The sequence below is a fragment of the Streptomyces sp. NBC_00322 genome (assembly GCF_036147535.1).
In the GTDB taxonomy this organism is placed as follows: domain Bacteria; phylum Actinomycetota; class Actinomycetes; order Streptomycetales; family Streptomycetaceae; genus Streptomyces.
Genome location: NZ_CP108019.1, coordinates 3095842 through 3117675, shown reverse-complemented (window position 1 = coordinate 3117675; position 21834 = coordinate 3095842). Strand labels below are relative to the sequence as shown.

Here is a 21834-nt window from a genome sequence, read left to right as displayed (position 1 = left end):
CCGTGAGTCCCGCTTCCCCCACCGCACCGGCCGTCACCGTCGTCGGGATCGGAGCCGACGGCTGGGACGGACTCCCTGCCGCCTCGCAGCACGCCCTGCTGGACGCCGAGGTCGTCATCGGCGGACCGCGGCAGCTGGAACTCCTGCCACCCGCCTGTGCGGGCGAGCGGGTGGCCTGGCCGTCGCCGCTGCGGCCCGCCGTGCCCGCGCTGCTCGCGGCCCACTCCGGGCGCCGCGTCGCGGTGCTCGCGAGCGGCGACCCCATGTTCTACGGCATCGGCCGGGCGCTGACCGAAGCGCTCGGCCCCGGCGTCCCGCACGTTCTGCCGCACCCCTCGTCCGTGTCGTACGCCTGCGCCCGCCTCGGCTGGCCGCTGGAGGACACCGAGGTCGTCACGCTCGTCGGCAGGCCCACCGCGCGGCTCGGCGCGGCCCTGTACGACGGGCGGCGGCTGCTCGTCCTCAGCGCCGGGGCCGCGACGCCGGGCGAGGTCGCGGCCTTCCTGCGCGAGCGGGGCTTCGGGCCGAGCCGGATGCGGGTCCTCGAACAGCTCGGCGGGGAGCGCGAAGAGCAGACCGAGGGCACGGCACAGACATGGGACCGCCCGCCCGGCGACCCGCTGAACGTCATCGCCGTCGACTGCCGCCGCGCGTCCGGCAGTCTGCGCCTCGGCGCCGTACCGGGGCTGCCGGACGCCGCGTACGAACACGACGGCCAGCTCACCAAACGCCATGTGCGCGCGGCGACGCTCGGCGCGCTCGCGCCCGCGCCCGGCGAGCTGCTGTGGGACATCGGCGGCGGCTCCGGCTCCATCGCGGTCGAGTGGATGCGTACGCACCGCTCCTGCCGGGCCGTCACCGTCGAACGCGACGCGGTACGCGCCGCCCGCATCTCCCTCAACGCCGAGCGGCTCGGTGTGCCCGGGCTGCGCGTCGTTACCGGCGCCGCGCCCGAGGCGCTCGCCCAACTCCCCACGCCGGACGCCGTGTTCGTGGGCGGCGGGCTGACCGTGCCCGGGCTGCTCGAAGCCTGCTGGGAGGCGTTGCCCGCAGGCGGGCGCCTCGTCGCCAACACGGTCACCCTGGAGTCCGAGGCGCTGCTCGCCGACCGGTACCGGCGCCACGGCGGCGAGCTGGTACGCCTCGCGGTGGCGCATGCCGTCCCCGTGGGCGGCTTCACCGGCTGGCGGCAGGCGATGCCGGTCACGCAGTGGTCCGTCACCAAATCAGGAGATCAACGATGACCGTGTACTTCATAGGCGCCGGCCCCGGCGCCGCCGACCTGATCACAGTGCGCGGCGCCCGTACGCTCGCGTCCTGCCAGGTCTGCCTGTACGCGGGCAGCCTCGTCCCGCGCGAACTGCTCGCCGAATGCCCGCCGGACGCGCGTCTGGTGGACACGGCGCAGCTCAACCTGGACGAGATCACCGCCGAGTTGATCCGCTCCCACGAGGCGGGTCTCGACGTGGCCCGGCTGCACTCCGGCGACCCTTCCGTCTTCAGCGCCGTCGCCGAACAGATGCGCCGCCTGGACGCGGCGGGGGTGCCGTACGAGGTCGTGCCGGGCGTTCCGGCCTTCGCCGCGGCCGCGGCCGCGCTGAAGCGGGAGCTGACCGTACCGACCGTCGGCCAGACCGTCATCCTCACCCGGATCGCCAACCGCGCGACGGCCATGCCCGAGGGCGAGGACCTGGCGACGCTCGGCCGCAGTGGCGCGCTGATCGTGCTGCACCTGGCCACGCGGTACGTGGACCGCGTGGTCGAGGAGCTGGAGCCGCACTACGGCTCCGACTGCCCCGCGGCGGTGGTCGCGATGGCGAGCCGCCCCGACGAACTGATCCTGCGCGGCACGCTCGGGGACATCGCGGACCAGGTGAGGTCGGCGGGGGTCCTGCGGACGGCGGTGATCATGGTGGGCCGGACGCTGGGGGCGTCGCAGTTCCGGGACAGCCATTTGTACTCGCGGGACCGGGAGAGGCACGAGCCGTGCGCGCCGGTGCCGGGTGCGCCGGTGGCGTGAGGGGGGTGTTTTCCCCAGCCCCGCCCCTTCCCGAAACTGGGGGGCGAGGCTGCCCAGCCCCCCTCGGGAGGGGGAGGGTTCGCGGGGGCTGACGCCCCCACACCCCCGGGCGAGGTAGCTCCGCGCTGCGGGCGAGCCCAGCCCAGTTCCGCCGGTGGCCATCCGGTCGGGGGCGCCATCTCAGCCTGTCCGGCGTTTGAGGACGGACACACCGGCTCACCGTGCCGTCGGCGGCGACATCCCAGCCCGTCCGGCGTTTGAGGACCGGGGGCCGGGCCGGAGCCCGGTTGGGGATGGGGGTACCTCCCACGGGCGCCAAGGCCGTAGGGGGAGGGCGGGGTGGGGAAAGAGCCCCGCAGGGACCGGCTAGCGCGGGCCGCTGCGGCCGACCACCACCCCCGCGCGGTCGATGCAGATCACGTCCACCACCACCGGCGCCCCCCGCAGCACCCCCCGCGCCTCGTCCCGCGCCGCGACCGCGACCAGGTCGCCCAGCGGGACGCTCGCCGCCGTGCACAACTGGAGTGCCGCCAGGCCCGTGTTCGCCGTGGAGACGGCTGCCGCGAGGGACTCGTCCGCGCCGCCCGCCCGGGCCAGGTCCGCCAGGAAGCCCTTGTCGACCTGCGAGCGCGCCGAGTGCAGGTCCAGATGACCCGCTGCCAGCTTCGACAGCTTGGCGAACCCGCCGCAGATGGTCAGCCGGTCCACCGGGTGCCGCCGCACGTACTTGAGTACCGCGCCCGCGAAGTCCCCCATGTCCAGCAGTGCGTCCTCCGGCAGGCCGTACTCCGCGACGACCGTCTTCTCGGACGTCGACCCCGTGCAGCCCGCGACATGCGTGCGCCCCGCCGCCCGGGCCACGTCCACCCCGCGCCGGATCGAGTCGATCCACGCCGAGCAGGAGTAGGGCACGACGATGCCGGTCGTTCCCAGGATGGACAGACCGCCGAGAATCCCGAGCCGGGGGTTCCAGGTCGAGCGGGCGATCTCCTCGCCGTGGTCGACGGAGACTGTGATCTCGACGTCGCCCGTCCCGCCGTACCGTCCGGCGACGAGCCCGACGTGCTCGCGCATCATCTGCCGCGGCACGGGGTTGATCGCGGGCTCGCCGACGTCGAGCGGCAGCCCGGGCCGGGTGATCGTCCCGACGCCCGGCCCGGCCGCGAAGACGACCCCAGAACCGCGCGGCAGCACCCGTACCGTCGCGCGGATCAGCGCGCCGTGCGTGACGTCCGGGTCGTCGCCCGCGTCCTTGACGATGCCCGCCATGGCCCGCCCGTCCGCCAGCGACTCCGCCGCGAGTGCGAACGACGGCGTCTGCCCCTTGGGCAGCGTGATCGTCACAGGATCGGGAAAGTCGCCGGTCAGCAGCGCCGTGTACGCGGCCGTGGTGGCCGCGGTCGCACACGCGCCGGTCGTCCAGCCGTGCCGCAGCCCGGTGTGCTTCAGTTGGGCGCTGCGCCCGCCCTTCGCCTCACCCATGAACGGACCAAGACCCGATGCACGTACTGATCCTCGGCGGGACGACCGAGGCACGGCAGCTCGCGGAACAGCTCCACACCACCGTACGGACCACCACCTCGCTGGCCGGCCGCGTCGCCGCCCCGAGGCTGCCCGCGGGCGACGTCCGTATCGGCGGGTTCGGCGGAGCCGAGGGCCTGGCCCAGTGGCTGCGCGAGCACGACGTGGACGCGCTCATCGACGCCACCCATCCTTTCGCCGGGACGATCAGTTTCAACGCGGCGTCCGCCGCCGCCGAGGCCCATGTTCCCCTGCTGGCCCTGCGCAGGCCCGGCTGGGTCGCGGCCGACGGCGACGACTGGCACCCGGCCGACTCCCTGGAGCAGGCCGCGGCGGTGCTTCCGGCGCTCGGCCGCAGGGTGTTCCTGACGACGGGCCGGATGGGTCTCGCGGCCTTCGCCCACCTGGACAACCTGTGGTTCCTCATGCGTTCCGTGGACGCCCCTGAACCTCCGTACCCGCCGTGCATGGAGGTGCTGCTCGACCGCGGCCCCTTCACCCTCGACGGTGAGCGCGATCTGCTGCGCCGTCACCGCATCGACGTCGTGGTCACCAAGGACAGCGGAGGGGCCGCCACCGCACCCAAGCTCACCGCCGCCCGCGAGGTGGGGCTGCCGGTCGTGGTGGTCCGGCGGCCCCCGGTCCCCGACGGCGTCCCGGTGGCGGCCTCACCGGACCAGGCCGCCGGCTGGCTGGCTCAGCTCTCCGCCCGGGGGCTCTCGGGATAGCGGCGCGGCGTCCAGACGATCTCCTCACCGTCTGAGCGCCGTACGGCCTGCGTCTGCGAGGAACCGACGATCAGGATCGTCCGCATGTCCACCTCGGCCGGATCGAGATCGCCGAGACGCACGATCCGCACGCTCTCCTGCGCCCCGCCGACATCGCGGCCGAGCACCACCGGAGTGTCCGCGGAGCGGTGTTCGAGCAGCAGGTCACGGGCCTTGCCGACCTGCCAGGTCCGGCTGCGCGAACCCGGGTTGTAGAGCGCGAGCACCAGATCGGCCGCCGCGGCGGCGCGCAGCCGTTCCGCGATGACCTCCCACGGTTTGAGCCGGTCCGAGAGCGAGAGCGTCGCGTAGTCGTGGCCGAGCGGGGCGCCCGCACGGGCGGCGGCCGCGTTGGCGGCGGTCAGCCCAGGCAGCACCCGCACCGGAACGTCCTTGTACGCGTCCTGCGACGCCGCCTCCAGCACGGCGGTGGCCATCGCGAAGACCCCCGGGTCACCGCCCGACACGACGGCCACCCGCCTGCCGCGCCGGGCCAGATCGAGGGCGAACTCGGCGCGCTCGGCCTCCACCTTGTTGTCGGAGCCGTGGCGCAGCTGGCCCGGGCGCACCGGCACCCGGTCCAGATACGTGGTGTAGCCGACCAGATCGTCCGCGGCGGCCAGCGCGCCACGCGTCTCGGGCGTGAGCCACAGCGGCCCCGCGGGACCGGTGCCGACGACGACGACCTCGCCCAGCTCCCGTACCACCGCGGGCGCGTCGACACGGCTGGGCAGCACGGCGACGGAGAAGTACGGTACCGACTCCGGCTCCACGTCCGCCAGTTGGCCCGTGCGCTCGCCCGCCATGGTGGCGCGCTCGACATACCGGGCCTCGTCAAGCCGCCCGGAGCGCTCGATCGCCCGCCGTACGGTGGGGAAGGTGCGGCCCAGCTTCATCACGACCGCGCAGTCCGTCGAGGCGAGACGCGCGGTCAGCTCCTCCTCGGGCAGCGTGCCGGGCAGGATCGTCAGCACCTCCTCGCCCTCGGCCAGCGGTGTTCCGAGCCGCGCGGCCGCGGCGCTCACCGAGGTCACCCCGGGTATCACCTCGGTCGGATAGCGGTCCGCGAGGCGCTTGTGCATGTGCATGTACGAGCCGTAGAAGAGCGGGTCGCCCTCCGCGAGCACGGCGACCGTGCGGCCCGCGTCGAGATGCGCGGCCAGCCGGGCGGCGGCCTCGGTGTAGAACTCCTCCATCGCGCCCCGGTAGCCGCCGGGATGGTCGGTGGTCTCCGTGGTGACGGGATAGACCAGCGCCTCCTCGATGTGGTCGGCGCGCAGATGCTTCGCCGCGATGGATCGCGCGATGGACCGGCCGTGCCGGGCGCTGTGGTACGCGACCACATCGGCTTCGGCGATGACTTCGACGGCACGTACGGTCATCAGGGACGGATCGCCGGGCCCGAGCCCCACTCCGTACAGACGGCCTGTGGCGTTGACGTTGCTCACTCTTCCTCGCTCGCGATCGCGTTGAGCGCGGCCGCGGCCATTGCGCTGCCGCCGCGGCGTCCCCGTACCACCAAGTGCTCAAGACCCGAGGGGTGTCCGGCGAGCGCGTCCTTGGACTCGGCCGCGCCGATGAAACCGACCGGCACCCCGATGACCGCGGCCGGGCGCGGGGCGCCTTCCTCGATCATCTCCAGCAGCCGGAAGAGCGCGGTCGGCGCATTGCCGACGGCCACCACCGCGCCCTCCATCCTCTCGCGCCACAACTCAAGTGCCGCGGCGCTACGGGTGGTTCCGAGCTTCGCCGCGAGGCCGGGGACCGACGGGTCGGAAAGGGTGCACACCACGTCGTTTCCGGCGGGCAGCCGCTTACGGGTCACCCCGCTGGCGACCATGGCGACATCGCACAGAATCGGCGCCCCGCCGCGCAGGGCCTCGCGGGCGCGGGCCACCACGTCCGCAGTGAACGAGAGATCGCGTACCAGGTCGACCATGCCGCAGGCGTGGATCATCCGGACCGCGACCTGGCTGACATCGGCGGGCAGCCCCGCGAGATCCGCTTCCGCGCGGATGGTGGCAAAGGACTGGCGGTAGATCGCCGCGCCGTCCTTCTCGTAGTCGAACACTGTGCTCTCGCTCATTTCGTCAACGCGTCACGGCGCTCGTGCGCGCAGCCGCCACGATGGCGGCGAGTTCGGAAGGGGGCATGCCGGTGCACGGCTTGTCCCCGTGTACGCGGACGTCGTAGCCGTCGGCGGTCGCGACGACGTCCACCCAGTCGCCGTGCGGATGGCCGCAACGGCGTTCGCAGCCGGACCAGTACACGGGCAGGCTCGAAGGCCCCGGGCCGAGCGCCTTCGCCGCGTCCGTCCGCACGTCGGCCAGGGACTTGGCGCAGCCGGGCCGGCCGACGCATGCGCCGACGCCGAGCCATGGGGAGGCGGGGGAGGTGATGAGCCCGGCCGTTTCGAGGGCGGCGGCGTCCTTGACCCCGGCGAGAATCACACCGCGCCAAGGGGTGAGCCGTAGTTCGCCGTTGCCGTCGTGCTCGGCCACGGCGGCCAGTTCGTGCCACTGGGCAGCGGTGAGCACGCCGAGCGGCGCGACGACGGACAGTGCGGTGGTGCGCCCGTCGGGACCCGCGACGGCGCCCGGCCGGGGCGGGTCGCCGACCGTCGTGGGAGGCACCGTCACGAGCGTGCCGTTGATCCCGTCCGCCGCCAGACGCGAGGCCACCTCGGTCATCAACTCGGCGGCATCGCCGGGCAGTTCACTCACCCGCCAGCAGCGGGTGGCGCTGCCGCGCGCGGCATCCAGGAAAGCTTCGGCGGCCAGCAGGGCGGCACGCGGCGCGTCTTCACCGCGTACCGACACACCCGCGTCGTCCGAACCCAGCCGGAGCACCGCATCCGTTCCGCCTGCCGCCGCCTGCACGGTCACGTCCGCACCCAGCGCCGCCACATCCCCGCGGCCGTCGTCGAGCGCGAACAGAAAACGCCCCGACAGCCCGGTCGCCGCCTCGCTCGCGCACAGGAGCCGGTCCAACTCCCTTACCCAGGGCTGCACATCGGCTTCGCCTCGCCCGTCGAGCCCGGAGAGCGGGGACGCGACGACATTGCGCACCCGCTCGTGCCGGGGCGAGGGCAGCAGACCCGCCGAGCCGAGCACATCGGCCAGCTCCCCACCGCAGTCTTCGGCGAGGCCGCGCAGCTGCACATTGCCGCGCGAGGTGAGGTGCAGCGAACCGTCGCCGAGCCGCTGTGCCGCATCCCACAGCGCCAGCGCCTGGCCGGTGGTCAGTGCGCCCGCCGGAATCCGTACCCGGGCCAGCGCGCCGTCGTCCGCCGCGTGGAGGCGCAGCGTGCCGGGGCAGGCGTCGCCACGGTCACGGCTCGGGGGTATCGCCCCGGCGTCGCGGGGGCCTGGGGCGGTCGGCATGGCGGCGAGCATACCCACCGCCCCTTCCACCTCACTCCCGCCCACCTGCGCCGATCATCACACCCGCCGCACGCCCGTCTGCCGCCTCCCGAGCCCTACTATGCTCAGGCGACGGGCCGGCCGGCCCGTCATCGCCTGCGACGGCGACATGGAGGAAGCCCGGTGCGAATCCGGCGCGGTCCCGCCACTGTGAGCCCGGTCCACACCGGGTGAGCCAGGAACTCCTGCCGTCCACACCGCCCGGGGCGCGGACACCCCGAGGAAGGCCTGCGCTCGCATGCTTCTGCTGCTGTCGACCTCCGACACCGACCTGCTCAGTGCCCGCGCGGCCGGAGGCCCGGTCGCGTACCGGTTCGCCAACCCCGCGCGGCTCGACCTCAGCGAGCTGCCCGCCCTGCTGGACGGCGTGGACCTGGTCGTCGTACGGCTCCTCGGCGGCGTACGCGCATGGCAGGACGGGCTCGACCTGCTGCACGAGGCCGGGCTTCCGGTCGTCGTCCTCACCGGTGAACAGGCCCCCGACGCCCAGCTGATGGAGGCGTCCACGGTCCCCGTCGGCATCGCGGCCGAGGCCCACGCCTACCTGGCCCACGGCGGCCCCGCCAACCTGGAGCAGCTGGCCCGCTTCCTCTCCGACACGGTGCTCCTCACCGGCCACGGCTTCGAATCACCGGCCCCCGCACCGACATGGGGCCCGCTGGAGCGCACCGTGCGGGAGACCGACGGCCCGACCGTGGCCGTGCTCTACTACCGCGCCCACCACATGAGCGGCAACACCGCCTTCGTCGACGCCCTGTGCACGGCGATCGAGGACGCGGGCGGCCGTCCCCTCCCGCTGTACGTCGCCTCCCTGCGCGCCCCGGAACCCGAACTGATCGACGCGCTCGGCGCCGCCGACGCCATCGTCACCACCGTTCTCGCGGCGGGCGGCACCCGGCCCGCCGAGGCATCGGCGGGCGGCGACGACGAGTCGTGGGACGCGGGCGCCCTGAGCGGCCTGGACGTGCCGATCCTCCAGGCGCTGTGCCTGACCGGTTCGCGCAGCACGTGGGAGGAGAGCGACGAGGGCGTCTCGCCGCTGGACGCGGCCAGCCAGATCGCGGTCCCGGAGTTCGACGGCCGCCTGATCACCGTGCCGTTCTCCTTCAAGGAGATCGACGCGGACGGCCTTCCGGCGTACGAGGCGGACCCCGAGCGGGCGGCACGGGTCGCGGGAATCGCCGTACGCCATGCGCGCCTGAGGCACATCCCCGCCGCCGACAAGCGCCTCGCGCTCGTGCTCTCCGCGTACCCGACGAAGCACTCGCGGATCGGCAACGCGGTGGGCCTGGACACCCCCGCGTCCGCGGTGGCCCTCCTGCGCCGACTGCGGGCGGAGGGCTACGACTTCGGTACGGAGCCCGTACCCGGCCTCGCCTCCGGCGACGGCGACGAGTTGATCTACGCCCTGATCGAGGCGGGCGGCCACGACCAGGACTGGCTGACCGAGGAGCAGTTGGCGCGCAATCCGGTCCGTATCCCGGCGGCGGACTACAAGCGCTGGTACGCGACGCTGCCGCAGCAACTGCGCTCGGCCGTCGAGGAGCACTGGGGCCCGCCGCCCGGCGAGATGTTCCTCGACCGCAGCCGCAATCCGCAGGGCGACATAGTCCTCGCGGCCCTGCGCCACGAGAACCTCCTCATCCTCATCCAGCCGCCGCGGGGCTTCGGCGAGAACCCGATCGCGATCTACCACGACCCCGATCTGCCGCCCTCGCACCACTACCTGGCCGCGTACCGCTGGATCGCCGCGTCCGCGGACGACGGTGGCTTCGGCGCCGACGCGATGATCCACCTCGGCAAGCACGGCAACCTGGAGTGGCTGCCCGGCAAGAACGCCGGTCTGTCCGCGGCCTGCGGCCCCGACGCCGCGCTCGGCGACCTCCCGCTGATCTACCCCTTCCTGGTCAACGACCCGGGCGAGGGCACGCAGGCCAAGCGCCGCGTCCACGCCACGCTCGTCGACCACCTGGTCCCGCCGATGGCACGCGCCGACTCCTACGGCGACATCGCGCGCCTGGAACAGCTCCTCGACGAATACGCCGCGATCTCCTCCATGGACCCGGCCAAACTCCCCGCGATCCGCGCGCAGATCTGGACCCTCATCCAGGCGGCCAGGCTCGACCACGACCTGGGCCTCGAAGACCGCCCGGACGACGACGGCTTCGACGACTTCCTGCTCCATGTCGACGGCTGGCTGTGCGAGGTCAAGGACGCCCAGATCCGCGACGGCCTCCATGTCCTCGGCTCCCCGCCCGCAGGCGCCGACCGCGTCAACCTGGTTCTCGCGATCCTCCGGGCGCGCCAGATCTGGGGCGGGACGTCGTCGCTGCCGGGCCTGCGGGAGGCGCTGGGCCTGGACGAGTCGGCGGCCACCCGAACGACCGCGGACGCGGCCGAGGAGAAGGCGCGCGAGCTGGTGCAGGCGATGGAGGACGCCGGGTGGAACCCCGATGCGGTCCCCGCCGGGCACGGCCCCGAGGTCGCGGCCATCCTGGACTTCGCCTCCCGCGAGGTCGTCCCCCGCCTCGCCGCCACGACCGCCGAACTCGACCATGCCGTCCACGCGCTGAACGGCGGCTTCGTCCCGGCGGGCCCCTCCGGCTCCCCGCTGCGAGGCCTGGTCAACGTCCTGCCGACCGGACGCAACTTCTACTCGGTGGACCCGAAGGCGGTACCCTCCCGCCTCGCGTGGGAGACCGGCCAGGCCCTCGCGGACTCGCTGCTGGAGCGCTACCGCACCGACAACGGCGACTGGCCGCCGTCGGTCGGCCTGTCCCTGTGGGGCACGAGCGCGATGCGCACCAGCGGCGACGATGTTGCGGAGGCGCTCGCCCTGCTCGGCATCCGCCCGGTCTGGGACGACGCCTCGCGCCGCGTCACGGGTCTGGAGCCCATCCCGCTCGCCGAGCTCGGCCGCCCCCGCATCGACGTCACGCTGCGCATATCCGGCTTCTTCCGCGACGCCTTCCCGCACACGATCGGGCTGCTGGACGACGCGGTCCGCCTGGCCGCATCCCTCGACGAGCCCGCCGAGCAGAACTTCGTCCGCGCCCACACCCAGGCCGACCTGGCGGACCACGGCGACGAACGCCGCGCCACGACCCGTATCTTCGGCTCCCGCCCGGGCACCTACGGCGCGGGTCTCCTCCAGCTGATCGACTCCCGCGACTGGCGCACCGACGCCGACCTCGCCGAGGTCTACACGGTCTGGGGCGGCTACGCCTACGGCCGCGAACTCGACGGCCGCCCGGCCCGCGCCGAGATGGAGACCGCGTACAAGCGCATCACGGTCGCGGCGAAGAACACCGACACCCGCGAGCACGACATCGCGGACTCCGACGACTACTTCCAGTACCACGGCGGCATGGTCGCCACCGTGCGTGCCCTGCGCGGCACGGCCCCCGAGGCGTACATCGGCGACTCCACCCGCCCCGAGACGGTGCGCACCCGCACCCTGGTCGAGGAGACCTCCCGCGTCTTCCGCGCCCGCGTCGTCAACCCCAAGTGGATCGAGGCGATGCGCCGCCACGGCTACAAGGGCGCCTTCGAACTCGCCGCGACGGTGGACTACCTGTTCGGCTACGACGCGACGACGGGCGTGGTCGCCGACTGGATGTACGACAAGCTCACCGAGACCTACGTCCTGGACCCGGTGAACCGGGAGTTCCTCCAGCAGGCCAACCCCTGGGCCCTGCACGGCATCGCCGAACGCCTCCTGGAAGCCGAGTCGCGCGGCATGTGGGCCAAGCCCGATCCGTCGGTCCTCGCCGCGCTGCGCCAGGTCTTCCTGGAGACGGAGGGCGACCTGGAGGGCGAGGACTGAACGAGAGGCGGACCGCGGGCCCCTGGACGACACGTCCGGGGGCCTTCGTCATGTACCGGGGGACGGGAGCCCGCACAGCGTCGGCGGGGCCGCGCAGCGTCACCACGTACTTGATCACGATTACCTTCCGTTCCCCCGCGCTTCCCATTCATTTTCCCTCCGTTCGGCCTTCACCTCGTGGTGCGCACAGGCCGCACACAAACCAGCGACTGTCAGTGCGCTGGGGGTGGGGGTTTCGGCCTGTGGCGGAAACGCATGGATGGCAGGGGGTGGTTTTGATGGTTCGGCCGCGGTTCTTGTACGTGGTGCGCGTATCGCAGCAGAGACCGGACGGGGACGAGAAGCCGGTCGGGTGGCGCCTGGTCGGCGCGAACAACCGCGAACTCGGACGCAGTGCCGAGGCGTTCGGCGGCCTCGCGGAGTGCCAGGCAGCGGTCGCTCAGCTCCGGGAGAAGGTGGCGGCGGCCCGTGTGCTGCTGACCATGCCGGATCCGGCGGGCAGCTGGACCTGGCGCCTGGAGATCGAGGGGCGGGCCGTGGCGGTGTCCGGCCGGCGTTATCTGCGCCAGCGGGAGTGCCAGTACAACCTCAGCCAGTTCCTGGTCGCTGTCCCCGTGGCCCAACTGGCCGTCGGGGTCACGAACCGGCCCCGGCCCCGCGCTCTGCCTCCGCGCGGACCTCAGCGGTCCAGATCTACGCGAGCAGAGCAGGAAGACGAAGGCCACGCCCGCCCGCACACCGGCGTCCGGGCCGGGGCGGGTGCGCGATGACCGTAGCGATGCCCGGGCTCGGACGCCCGCCGGAGGCCGAACCGGATCCCGTGGACGCGCCGCGTGCCGTGCGGGGCGGGGGAGAGCCGGCGGACCGTCTCTTCCGTGGCGCTGCACGCGGCAGCGGGGCCATCGTGCTGGCCATCATGCTGCTGGTCGGCGTCTTCCTCAGCTATCGCGCCCTGCAGGCGCTCGATGTCGCCAAGGGCTCGTTCCTCACCACCTCCGCGTGGGAGCCGGATGCCCACCGCTTCGGGATCGCGGCGGTGATCACCGGCACCGTGCTCATCGGCCTGGTGGCGATCAGCTTCGCGGTGCCACTGGCTCTCGGTACCGCGCTGTACATCTCGGAGTACGCACCGCGGCGTCTGAAGCGGACGTTCATCTCTCTGGTGGACCTCATGGCCGCCGTGCCGAGTGTGGTGTACGGGCTGTGGGGCGCGTTCTTCCTGCAGGCGCATGTGGTGGGGCTCTCCCGCTGGCTCGCCACGTACTTCTCCTGGATACCTCTCTTCAAGGTCGACGGGAGCGATCCGCGCGACCCGCTGGAGACGACGACCGTCTACACGTCCTCCACCTTCATCGCGGGCATCGTCGTGGCGCTCATGGTCACGCCGATCGCCTGCTCGGTGATGCGAGAGACCTTCTCGCAGGCGCCTCCCGGAGAGCGCGAGGGCGCGTTCGCGCTCGGGGCGACCCGGTGGGGAATGATCCGCGCGGTCGTGCTGCCGTTCGGCTGGGGCGGAGTGATCGGCGGCACCATGCTCGGTCTGGGCCGCGCCCTGGGCGAGACGATCGCCATCTACATGATCATCTCGCCGGTCTTCGTCGTACAGCCGCACATCCTGCAGAACGGCGCCAACTCGGTCTCGTCGCTCATCGCGCTGCGCTACGGATCCGCGAGCGCCTTCGGGATGTCGGCCCTGATGGCCGCGGGACTCGCACTGTTCCTGATGACCCTTGTCGTGAACTTCATCGCATCCTCGATCGCGGCCCGCAGCCGCTCGGGCAGCGGGACGGAGGCCTGAGATGACCGACCTCCTCGAGAAGCGGCCGGCGCAGACAGTACGGCCTGGCACCGAAGCGCGGGACGAGTCCCCGGAAGTGCGCCGCAACACCTCGTCGGTGCACGCCTCGGACCTGCTCGCGCTCGCCGGCGCCGCGGTGGGCGCCGTCGCGCTGACGGCACTCCTGTTCACCTGGATCGCCCCGTTCGACTCGATCCTGGGCTTCGTGGTCGTCGCCTATGTGCTCTTCCTCGGCGTCTACGCCGTACTCGTCTCCTTCGACGAGAACAGCGTGGCGGTACGGGACAAGGTCGCGGCGGTGCTGTGGCAGAGCCTCGCCACGCTGCTGCTCGCGTCGCTGGTCATGGTGGTCGTGTACACCCTGTGGCGCGGCAAGTCCGCTCTGGTGCACCTCAACTTCTTCACCCAGGACATGTCGCGCACCGGCCCGCTGCAGCCGCTCACCGACGGCGGCGTCGTGCACGCGATCGTCGGCACGCTGGAGCAGATCGCCATCTCGCTGGCGATCACTGTGCCGCTCGGGCTGGCGTGCGCGGTGTTCCTCAACGAAGTGCCGGGCCGGTACGCCCGGTTCGTACGCACCATCGTGGAGGCGATGACGGCGCTGCCGTCCATCGTGGCCGGCCTGTTCATCTACGCCACGGTGATCCTCATCCTCGGCGTCGACAAGTCCGGGTCCGCCGCCGCCCTGGCGCTCAGCGTGATGATGCTGCCCATCATCATCCGCGCCTCCGACGTGGTCATCCGGCTGGTGCCGGGCTCGCTGCGCGAGGCGTCCTACGCGCTGGGTGCGAGCCAGTGGCGCACGGTCTGGACCGTGGTGCTGCCCACCGCACGCTCCGGGCTCACCACCGCGGTGATCCTGGGCACCGCGCGCGGGATCGGCGAAACCTCGCCGGTGCTGCTCACCTCCGGCTTCGCGGCCGACCTGAACCTCAACCCGCTGACCCGTCCGCAGGTCTCACTGCCGCTGGCGACCTTCGAACTGGTGAGATCGCCCCAGCCCAGCATGATCGCCCGCGGGTTCGGCTCCGCAGCCCTGCTGATGGCTCTGGTGCTGCTGCTGTTCATCGTGGCTCGGGTGGTCGGCGGACGCGGTCCCGGTGCGCTGACCCGTAGCCAGCAGCACCGGCGCGTGCTGGCCTCGCGCCGGGACGCCGAGCGCATGAGCAGGCGCGCCCGGCCGGAGTCGGTGCCGTCGGGCGCCGCCGGTCCGTCCGATGCCTCGGGTCCGCCCTCGGACTGACCCGCCCGCCGAGCCGTACGGCTCCCCACCGCAGCCACGGAATCCGCACCGCCCCCGCACCACTCCGTACCGACCCAACCGACCAGGAGTCACCTGCCATGCCCGGATCGCCTCCGGCACGCTCCGCCCGCCTCCGCCTGAGAGCCGTGACCGCCCTCGCCTGCTTGGCCGTCCTCCTGTTCGGCGTCGCGCTGCCGGGTGCCGAGCCCGCCGCCGCGGCGACGTACGTCCCGATCTCCGGTGCCGGATCCACCTGGAGCCAGAACGCGCTCGACCAGTGGCGGGCCAACGTCAAGCAGTACGGCATGACGGTGAACTACAACGGCACCGGGTCCTCCGACGGCCGCAACCAGTTCCGCAACGGCACCGTCGACTACGGCGTCTCCGAGATCCCGTACGGCATCAAGGACTCGGGCGTCGTCGACCCGCCGCCCTCCCGCAAGTACGCCTACATGCCGATCGTGGCCGGCGGCACCTCGTTCATGTACAACCTCACGATCGGCAACAAGCGGGTGACCAACCTCCGGCTGTCCGGAGAGGTCATCGCCAAGATCTTCACCGGGCAGATCAAGACCTGGAACGACCCGGCGATCAAGGCCGACAACCCCGCGCTCGCGGGGGCGCTGCCCGCCCGCAAGGTCGTCCCGGTGGTGCGCTCCGACGGTTCGGGCACCACGGCGCAGTTCACCACCTGGATGAGCAAGCAGTACACCTCGCTGTGGGACGCCTACTGCCGCCGGGCGGGCCGCACCGCGCCCTGTGGCGCGACGTCCAACTACCCGCTCGTACCGGGCAGCGGCTTCGTCGGCCAGTCCGGCTCGAACGGTGTGTCCGGCTATGTCGCCCAGGGGGGCAACGTCGGCACCATCACCTACGTCGAGTACTCGTACGCGGTGTACACGACCGGGTTCCCGGTGGCCAAGGTGCTGAACGCGGCCGGGTACTACAGCGAGCCGACCGCGAAGAACGTGGCGGTGGCCCTCACCAAGGCGCGGATCAACGAGAACATCTCCTCGCCCAGCTATCTGACCCAGATCCTCGACGACGTCTACAACGACCGGGACCCGCGCGCCTATCCGCTCTCCAGCTACAGCTACATGGTCGTCCCGACCGCGCTGGAGTCGAACTTCAACACCCAGAAGGGCAAGACCCTCGGCGCCTTCGCGTACTACTTCCTCTGCCAGGGGCAGCAGCACGTGGACAACCTCGGCTACTCGCCACTGCCGATCAACCTCGTGCAGGCCGGGCTGAAGCAGGTCCGCAGGATTCCGGGGGTCGACGTCGAGAAGATCAATATCAAGGACTGCCACAACCCGACCTTCTCCGGCGACGGCAGCAACACCCTGGCCAAGAGTGCCCCCTACCCGCCGGCCTGTGACAAGAAGGGCGCGGCCCAGTGCTCGACGGGCACGGGCGGCGCCAAGACGCCGACCACCGTCAACGGCAACGGCTCCGGATCCTCCGGCGGTTCGTCCGGGTCCGCCCAGGGCGCTACGGGCGGCGGAGGCACCGGCCCCGGCGGGTCGGCGTCGGGCGCGGGCGGCAAGGGCACGGCCGGGTCGTCGGCCGGCACCGCAACCGGCGGTGGCACGTCCGCCGGCCCCGGGGCCACGATCGACCCGGACACCGGGCAGGTCGTCGGGGCCAACGGCGCGGCGGCCGGCGGCGGCAGCGGTGACGCGTTCGCCGTCCCCGTCACGACGGCCACGAGCATCGGCGGCGGCATGCGGACCGCTCTCATGGTGGTGGCGGGCGTACTGCTGATCGTGGTGACGGTCGGACCTCCGCTGCTGAACAGGCGCCTGAAGCGGAGTACGTCATGATCGCAGCGCTCCGCCGCTTCCTGCGGGCGACGTCCGTCGTCGCGCTCGTCCTGCTCACCGCGGTGACCTGTGCCGTCGCCGTGACCACGGCCACCCAGCGGGCCGACGCCGCCGACCAGAGGTCCGCGGTGACTGTCTCCGGACGGGGCCCGTACGCGAACCTGAAGGTGACCGTCAGCCAGACCCGGAACCTGGTCAACCAGGTGGTGAAGGTCTCCTGGAAGGGCGGCGCACCCACGGTCTCGGACACCACGTACGCGGCCAACTACCTCCAGATCATGCAGTGCTGGGGGGACAGCCCCGACAAGTGCCAGTTCGGCGGCTCGTCCGCGCAGGACACGGCCGGCACCGCCGGTGCGTACACCAACACCCGGCAGCTGTCCTACGGCGGACTGAAGGACCCGGACCAGAAGCTCCCGCCGCCGACCAGCACCGGCATCTCGTACGTCCCGTTCAAGTCGGCTACCGGTGACGTGATCACGAAGGGGAACTGGAACGAGTTCTACGACGTGAACACCACGAACGAGACCCCTTACGCCCGCAGCGGCCCCGACGGCAAGGGCGAGGTGTACTTCGAGGCCCAGACGGCCCTGGAGGCACCCGGTCTGGGCTGTGGCGAGGTGGCGGCCGGTGCCTCGAACGCGACGGCCGGCCGGCCCTGCTGGCTGGTCATCGTGCCGCGCGGCGAGAGCGAGGTGGACGGCAGCTCGTACCACTCCCAGCCGAGCGGGCTCCTGCAGTCCTCGCCGCTCACCGCGAGCAACTGGAAGCACCGGCTCGTCGTGCCGCTCGGGTTCGAGCCGATGGGCAATTTCTGCCCGATCGGCGCCGACGAGCGCAGCACCCTCGGCCACGAGATCGCCGCCGAGGCCATCGCCCGCTGGCAGCCCGCCCTGTGCCAGTCGGCGAGCAAGACGATCTACGGCTTCGCCCAGGTGACCGACGACACCGCCCGGGCCAAGCTGGTCTCCGGCAAGCCCGGACTGGTCTTCCTCGGCCACCCGGCCACCGCCGGCCAGGTGCCGTCCGGCCGGCGTCCCGTCTATGCGCCCATGACGCTGTCCGGGCTGACCATCGGCTTCTTCGTCGAGAGCCAGGCCGGTTTCAACGCACCGGGTGCCGTCACGGCGCGCAACGGAACACGGCTGACCGGACTCAATCTCACCCCGAGGCTGGTCGCCAAGCTGCTCACCGAGTCGTACCAGGACGGCAATTCGCGCCTCGCGCCGAGCACCGCCGAGAATCCGTTCAACCTTGCCCGCGACCCGGAGTTCATCAAGTACAACCCGGACTACAAGGACCTCGAATTCCGCAGCAGCCTCGGAGACGTGCTCGTACCCGAGGCGCTCTCCGACGCGGCGTGGGAGCTGTGGAACTGGGTGGACAAGGACCCGGCCGCCCGGGAGTTCCTGAGCGGCACCGCCGACAATCAGGGGCAGTACGGCAGTCGGGACTTCTCCGGGATGAAGGTCAACCCGCGCTACCGGAACGTCGAACTGCCGAGGAACGAGTTCCCGAAGAGCGACCCGTTCTGCCAGGAGTTCCCGAACAACCCGGGCCAGCCGCCGCTGTGCATCCAGGACAAGCACCCGTACGCCTCCGACATGCACACCGCCGCCCGCGCCGCGGCCCGCGGCGACACCCTGGCGCGCGCGAGCTGGGACAACACCAGTACGCCGCCCGGCTACAAGAAGACCCCGCCGCAGACCGCCGGCAAGCGCGCCGTCCTCGCCCTGACCGACACCGCGACGGCCGCCCGCTACGGGCTGGTGACCGCGAAGCTCCAGAACGCCGCGGGCCGGTTCGTGGGCCCCGACACCGCCGGTCTGCTCGCCGGCCAGGCGGCGATGAAGCCCAGCGGCGTCGCCGGGGTCGTGAGCCCGAACCCGGCCACGAAGGCTGCGAACGCCTACCCGCTCACCCTGCTCACCTACGCCGCGACTGTGCCCGAACAGCTGACCAAGCAGGAGGGTCAGGACTACGCGGCCTTCCTGAAGTACGCGGTGGGCAACGGGCAGCGGCCGGGTGTGTCGGCCGGAACCCTCCCGGAGGGGTACGCCCCGCTGCCGGGGAGCGTGCGTGCCGTGGCGCGTGCCGCAGCCGAGGCCATCGCGGCCCGGGCCGGTGCCTCGCCGTCCACTGCGGCTCCCGGCGGTGACGCCGGCGGCTCCGTCGCGGGCTCGGACTCGGCCGGCGGCGGCACGGCAGGCGGTGGTGGGGGTGACGGCGGTGGCGCGGCAGCCGGCGGGCAGTCGAGCCAGGCCACAGGCGCCGGGGCGTCCCCGGCCGCAACCACGAAGCCGTCCGGTTCGCCCTCCGCGGCGCCGGCCGCGGCCTCCGACGAGCCGATCATCCGCACCCCGGCCTGGGCGCTCGGTGCTGTGCGCTACGCCCTCCTGATCGCGCTCATCGTCGGGCTCGCCGCCGCGGTCAGCGGCCCCCTCCTGCCGAGGGTGCTGCCGCGGCTGTCGGCAGGTCTTTCGGCCTGGCGCGCCGGGGCCAACAAGCCCGGCAGCGAAGGGAGGTGATGCCCGAACCCGAAACATCGACAGGTCCGCGCCAACGAACTGTCTGAAACGCCACGCCGGGCACCACCACCCGGCGAAAGCCTATCCGAGAGGTAACGCAAGTGAACAAGAGAAAGATAGCCCTCGCCGCTGTAGGCATCACCGGTCTCCTCACCGGTACCGTCTGCGCCAGCCAGGCCGTCGCCGACCCCTCCGGGCCGCCGCCCTACCGCCAGCTCTCGGGTGTCGGCTCCGACACCACGCAGGACGTGATGAACGGCCTGGCCAACGCCATCACCATCGGCGGCCAGAAGGTCATCGGCTCGTACGACGCCACCGGCTCGGCCCAGATCACCACCAAGGACCCCGCCACCACCCCGGGCTGCACCGTCAACCGCCCGAACGGGTCGGGCGCCGGACGCACCGCCCTGCTGAACTCCCTGCAGGCGGCCAACGGTTGTCTGGACTTCTCCCGCTCGTCCAGCCTGAACCTGGGCGCCGCGAACCCGGGACTGACCTATGTCCCGTTCGCCGTGGACGCGGTGAGCTACTCGATCACGCCCACCAGCACGGTGCCGCGCAAGCTCTCCCTGGCCGACCTCAAGGCCATCTACCACTGCGACCCCAACTACGTGGGCACCGCTCCCAACTTCAGCCTCACGGCGTACCTGCCGCAGGCGGGCTCGGGCACCCGTAGCTTCTGGGAGTCCACGATGGGGATCACCGACGCCGACGTGGTCGCCGGCGTCTACCCCTGCATCAAGGACACCAAGGCCGGCGCCCCCGTCCAGGAGCACGACGGCCGTGTCCTCGACGACAAGTCGATCGTCCCGTTCTCCATCGCGCAGTACAACTCGCAGGCCACGCAGACCATCGCCGACCTCCGCGGCCGCGCGATCCTCGGCACCATCGACAACCTCGCGCCGAACACCCTCAACAGCAACTTCGGTGTGAAGCGCGACGTCTACAACGTCATCCCGACCAGCAAGATCGGGACGGCGCCCTGGAGCACCGTCTTCGTCGGCTCGAACGCCCTGATCTGCCAGCAGCCGACAGTGATCAACACCTACGGCTTCGCGACCAACGCGAACTGCGGCGACACCAGCAAGCAGACCCCCTGACGCAGCCGCAGCACCTTCGTGGTCACTCAACCCCCCATGCCTGACCCATCGCTTTCGTCACTTTCATCCTTCCAAGAAGGAGAGCACGACTGTGTGGAAGAACACCCTCTCGCGAACCCTGGCGGGCGGTCTCGCGAGCCTGGTCGCCGTACTGGCCGGCGGCCTGATCCTGGCCCCGTCGGCGCACGCCGCCGACATCGGCACCGCGGTGGTCACCCCGGCGACCGGCTCCGACGTCTCCAGCATGACGCTGACCACGTCCGGCCCCTGCCCGGCCAACGCCACCAACGTCATTGTCTCGGTGACCGGTTCGGGCTTCCCGGCCGGCGGCCAGAACGTGGTCGGCAACTCGCCGATCAGCACCTACGGATCGACGGCGGACGGCGGGCTCGTCATCCCGCTCTCCCAGACGATGCGTGACTACGCCAACACGGCGGGCTTCACCAACCTCACCGGCAAGTACAGCTTCCAGGTCACCTGCCGGACAGCCTTCAACGGCACCAGCCTCGGTGACTTCCCGGGCGCGGTGTGGTTCACCTCCAACACGGCGTACCAGAACACCGACCCGGCCGTGAAGACCGACACCACCACCTCCCTCGCGGTGTCCCCGGCCAGCCCGGTCACCGCGGGTACTCCCGTGACGCTGACCGCGACCGTCGGCCCGGCCGGCGCCGCGGGCACGGTGCAGTTCCGCGACAACGGCGCTGCGCTGGGCAACCCGGTGAACCTGTCCGGCGGTCAGGCCGCGCTCACCACGAGCAGCCTGGGCGCGGGCAGCCACTCGCTGACGGCCGCCTTCACGCCGAGCAGCACCGCCTACAACGCGTCCGCGTCCGCTGCGGTCGCGTACACGGTCAACGCCGCTCCGGCGACCGCGACCACGACCGCGCTGGCCGTCTCCCCGGCCGGTACCACGGCCCAGTTCAGCCCGGTGAGCATGTCGGCCACGGTGGCGCCCGCCTCGGCGGCCGGTTCCGTGAAGTTCCAGGACACCGTGGGCGGCACCACCACCACGCTGGCCACGGTGCCGGTTGCCGCAGGTCAGGCCGCCTACACCAGCAGCAGCCTGGGCGCGGGTGACCACTCCTTCTCGGCGGTCTTCGTCCCGACGAACCCGGCCGCTTACCTCGGCTCCGACTCCGGTGCCGTTCCGTACGTGATCGGCGCCTTCGCCGGTGTCACCGCCTCGCAGGACATCACCACCACCGTCGAGGCCGGTGCGCTGGTCATCAGCGTCGACAACCCGCATGTCACCCTGCCTTCCCCGGTGCTCAACGCCAACGGTGACCTGCTGTCCACCACGGGCGCGATCAACCCGGTCACGCTCACCGACACCCGCGCCGGTAACCCGGGCTGGTCCGTCAGCGGCCAGCTGACCGACTTCTCCGACGGCGGTACGCACCTGATCAACGGTCAGAACCTCGGCTGGACGCCGAAGCTGATCGACAAGGGCGCGTCCCAGACCGTCACGCCGGGTGCGGCCGTCGCGGCCGCCAACGGTGTCGCCCCCGCGGACGCGGGCACGGCCGGACTCAAGTCCTCCCGTTCCCTCGCCAACGGAACCGGCCTGGGCACCGCCCATGTCGGGGCGGACCTGGCCCTCAACGCGCCTACCTCGACCGTGGCCGGCACCTACACCGCCACGCTCACCCTGACGGCCATCTGACCCGCTCGGATGGTCACGGCGCGGCACCATCCCCCAGGTAGCCGCCCCGGGCCGGGGCGGGCAGCGATGCCCGCCCCGGCCGCCCACCCACCCCGCTCCACCCGTCCCGCGCCCGAA

The 21834-nt window shown here is 72.2% G+C and carries 15 protein-coding genes and 1 riboswitch; of the genes, 11 read left to right on the top strand and 4 right to left on the bottom strand.

Annotated elements, in window-relative coordinates; genetic code table 11:
* The first annotated feature begins 2 nt into the window (after positions 1-2).
* On the top strand, positions 3-1244 hold the full coding sequence (gene cbiE, locus OG905_RS13880; protein WP_328668276.1) for a precorrin-6y C5,15-methyltransferase (decarboxylating) subunit CbiE: 1242 nt from the start codon (positions 3-5) through the stop codon (positions 1242-1244).
* Entirely contained in the window at positions 1241-2020 is a 780-nt protein-coding gene (gene cobM / locus OG905_RS13875; protein WP_328668275.1) for a precorrin-4 C(11)-methyltransferase, read from the top strand. The genes cbiE and cobM overlap by 4 nt, the downstream gene beginning before the upstream one ends.
* 366 nt (positions 2021-2386) lie before the next feature.
* Here the strand turns inward: cobM and OG905_RS13870 are convergent, their stop codons facing one another.
* Complete coding sequence (locus tag OG905_RS13870; RefSeq protein ID WP_328668274.1) at positions 2387-3502, bottom strand: cobalt-precorrin-5B (C(1))-methyltransferase; 1116 nt, start codon at positions 3500-3502, stop codon at positions 2387-2389.
* Positions 3503-3519: 17 nt separating this feature from the next.
* Here OG905_RS13870 and OG905_RS13865 point away from each other — a divergent pair, with 17 nt between their 5' ends.
* A complete protein-coding gene (locus OG905_RS13865; RefSeq protein ID WP_328668273.1) occupies positions 3520-4269 on the top strand; it encodes a cobalt-precorrin-6A reductase in 750 nt (249 codons plus the stop codon).
* Here OG905_RS13865 and OG905_RS13860 read toward each other — a convergent pair.
* The 3 genes from OG905_RS13860 to cobG are packed head-to-tail and all read right to left on the bottom strand — an operon-like array spanning position 4239 to position 7691.
* A complete protein-coding gene (locus OG905_RS13860; RefSeq protein ID WP_328668272.1) occupies positions 4239-5756 on the bottom strand; it encodes a precorrin-2 C(20)-methyltransferase in 1518 nt (505 codons plus the stop codon). The two genes, OG905_RS13865 and OG905_RS13860, sit on opposite strands and share 31 nt — an antisense overlap.
* Positions 5753-6379, bottom strand: coding sequence for a precorrin-8X methylmutase (locus OG905_RS13855; protein WP_328682313.1), 627 nt, complete (start codon positions 6377-6379; stop codon positions 5753-5755). Before OG905_RS13855 ends, OG905_RS13860 begins: the two co-directional genes overlap by 4 nt.
* 19 nt (positions 6380-6398) lie before the next feature.
* The gene (gene cobG / locus OG905_RS13850) at positions 6399-7691 is read right to left on the bottom strand and encodes a precorrin-3B synthase (RefSeq protein ID WP_328668271.1); all 1293 of its coding nucleotides are present in this window, start codon (positions 7689-7691) and stop codon (positions 6399-6401) included.
* A 104-nt stretch (positions 7692-7795) separates the two neighbouring features.
* A riboswitch (cobalamin riboswitch) is annotated at positions 7796-7937 on the top strand.
* Positions 7938-7968: 31 nt separating this feature from the next.
* On the opposite strand from cobG, the gene cobN reads away from it, so the two are divergent.
* The 8 genes from cobN (at position 7969) to OG905_RS13810 (ending at position 21717) form a co-directional block, all read left to right on the top strand.
* Entirely contained in the window at positions 7969-11556 is a 3588-nt protein-coding gene (cobN, locus tag OG905_RS13845; protein ID WP_328668270.1) for a cobaltochelatase subunit CobN, read from the top strand.
* Positions 11557-11858: 302 nt separating this feature from the next.
* A complete protein-coding gene (locus tag OG905_RS13840; RefSeq protein WP_328668269.1) occupies positions 11859-12326 on the top strand; it encodes a hypothetical protein in 468 nt (155 codons plus the stop codon).
* A complete protein-coding gene (gene pstC / locus OG905_RS13835; RefSeq protein WP_328668268.1) occupies positions 12323-13354 on the top strand; it encodes a phosphate ABC transporter permease subunit PstC in 1032 nt (343 codons plus the stop codon). Before OG905_RS13840 ends, pstC begins: the two co-directional genes overlap by 4 nt.
* 1 nt (position 13355) lies before the next feature.
* Entirely contained in the window at positions 13356-14600 is a 1245-nt protein-coding gene (gene pstA / locus OG905_RS13830) for a phosphate ABC transporter permease PstA (protein WP_328668267.1), read from the top strand.
* Between the two features lie 98 nt (positions 14601-14698).
* A complete protein-coding gene (gene pstS / locus OG905_RS13825; RefSeq protein ID WP_328668266.1) occupies positions 14699-16423 on the top strand; it encodes a phosphate ABC transporter substrate-binding protein PstS in 1725 nt (574 codons plus the stop codon).
* The gene (locus tag OG905_RS13820) at positions 16420-18951 is read left to right on the top strand and encodes a hypothetical protein (RefSeq protein ID WP_328668265.1); all 2532 of its coding nucleotides are present in this window, start codon (positions 16420-16422) and stop codon (positions 18949-18951) included. Before pstS ends, OG905_RS13820 begins: the two co-directional genes overlap by 4 nt.
* Before the next feature lie 101 nt (positions 18952-19052).
* Complete coding sequence (locus OG905_RS13815; RefSeq protein WP_328668264.1) at positions 19053-20051, top strand: hypothetical protein; 999 nt, start codon at positions 19053-19055, stop codon at positions 20049-20051.
* A 91-nt stretch (positions 20052-20142) separates the two neighbouring features.
* Positions 20143-21717: an Ig-like domain-containing protein gene (locus tag OG905_RS13810; protein ID WP_328668263.1), complete on the top strand. Its 1575-nt coding sequence runs from the start codon at positions 20143-20145 to the stop codon at positions 21715-21717.
* Positions 21718-21834 lie beyond the last annotated feature (117 nt).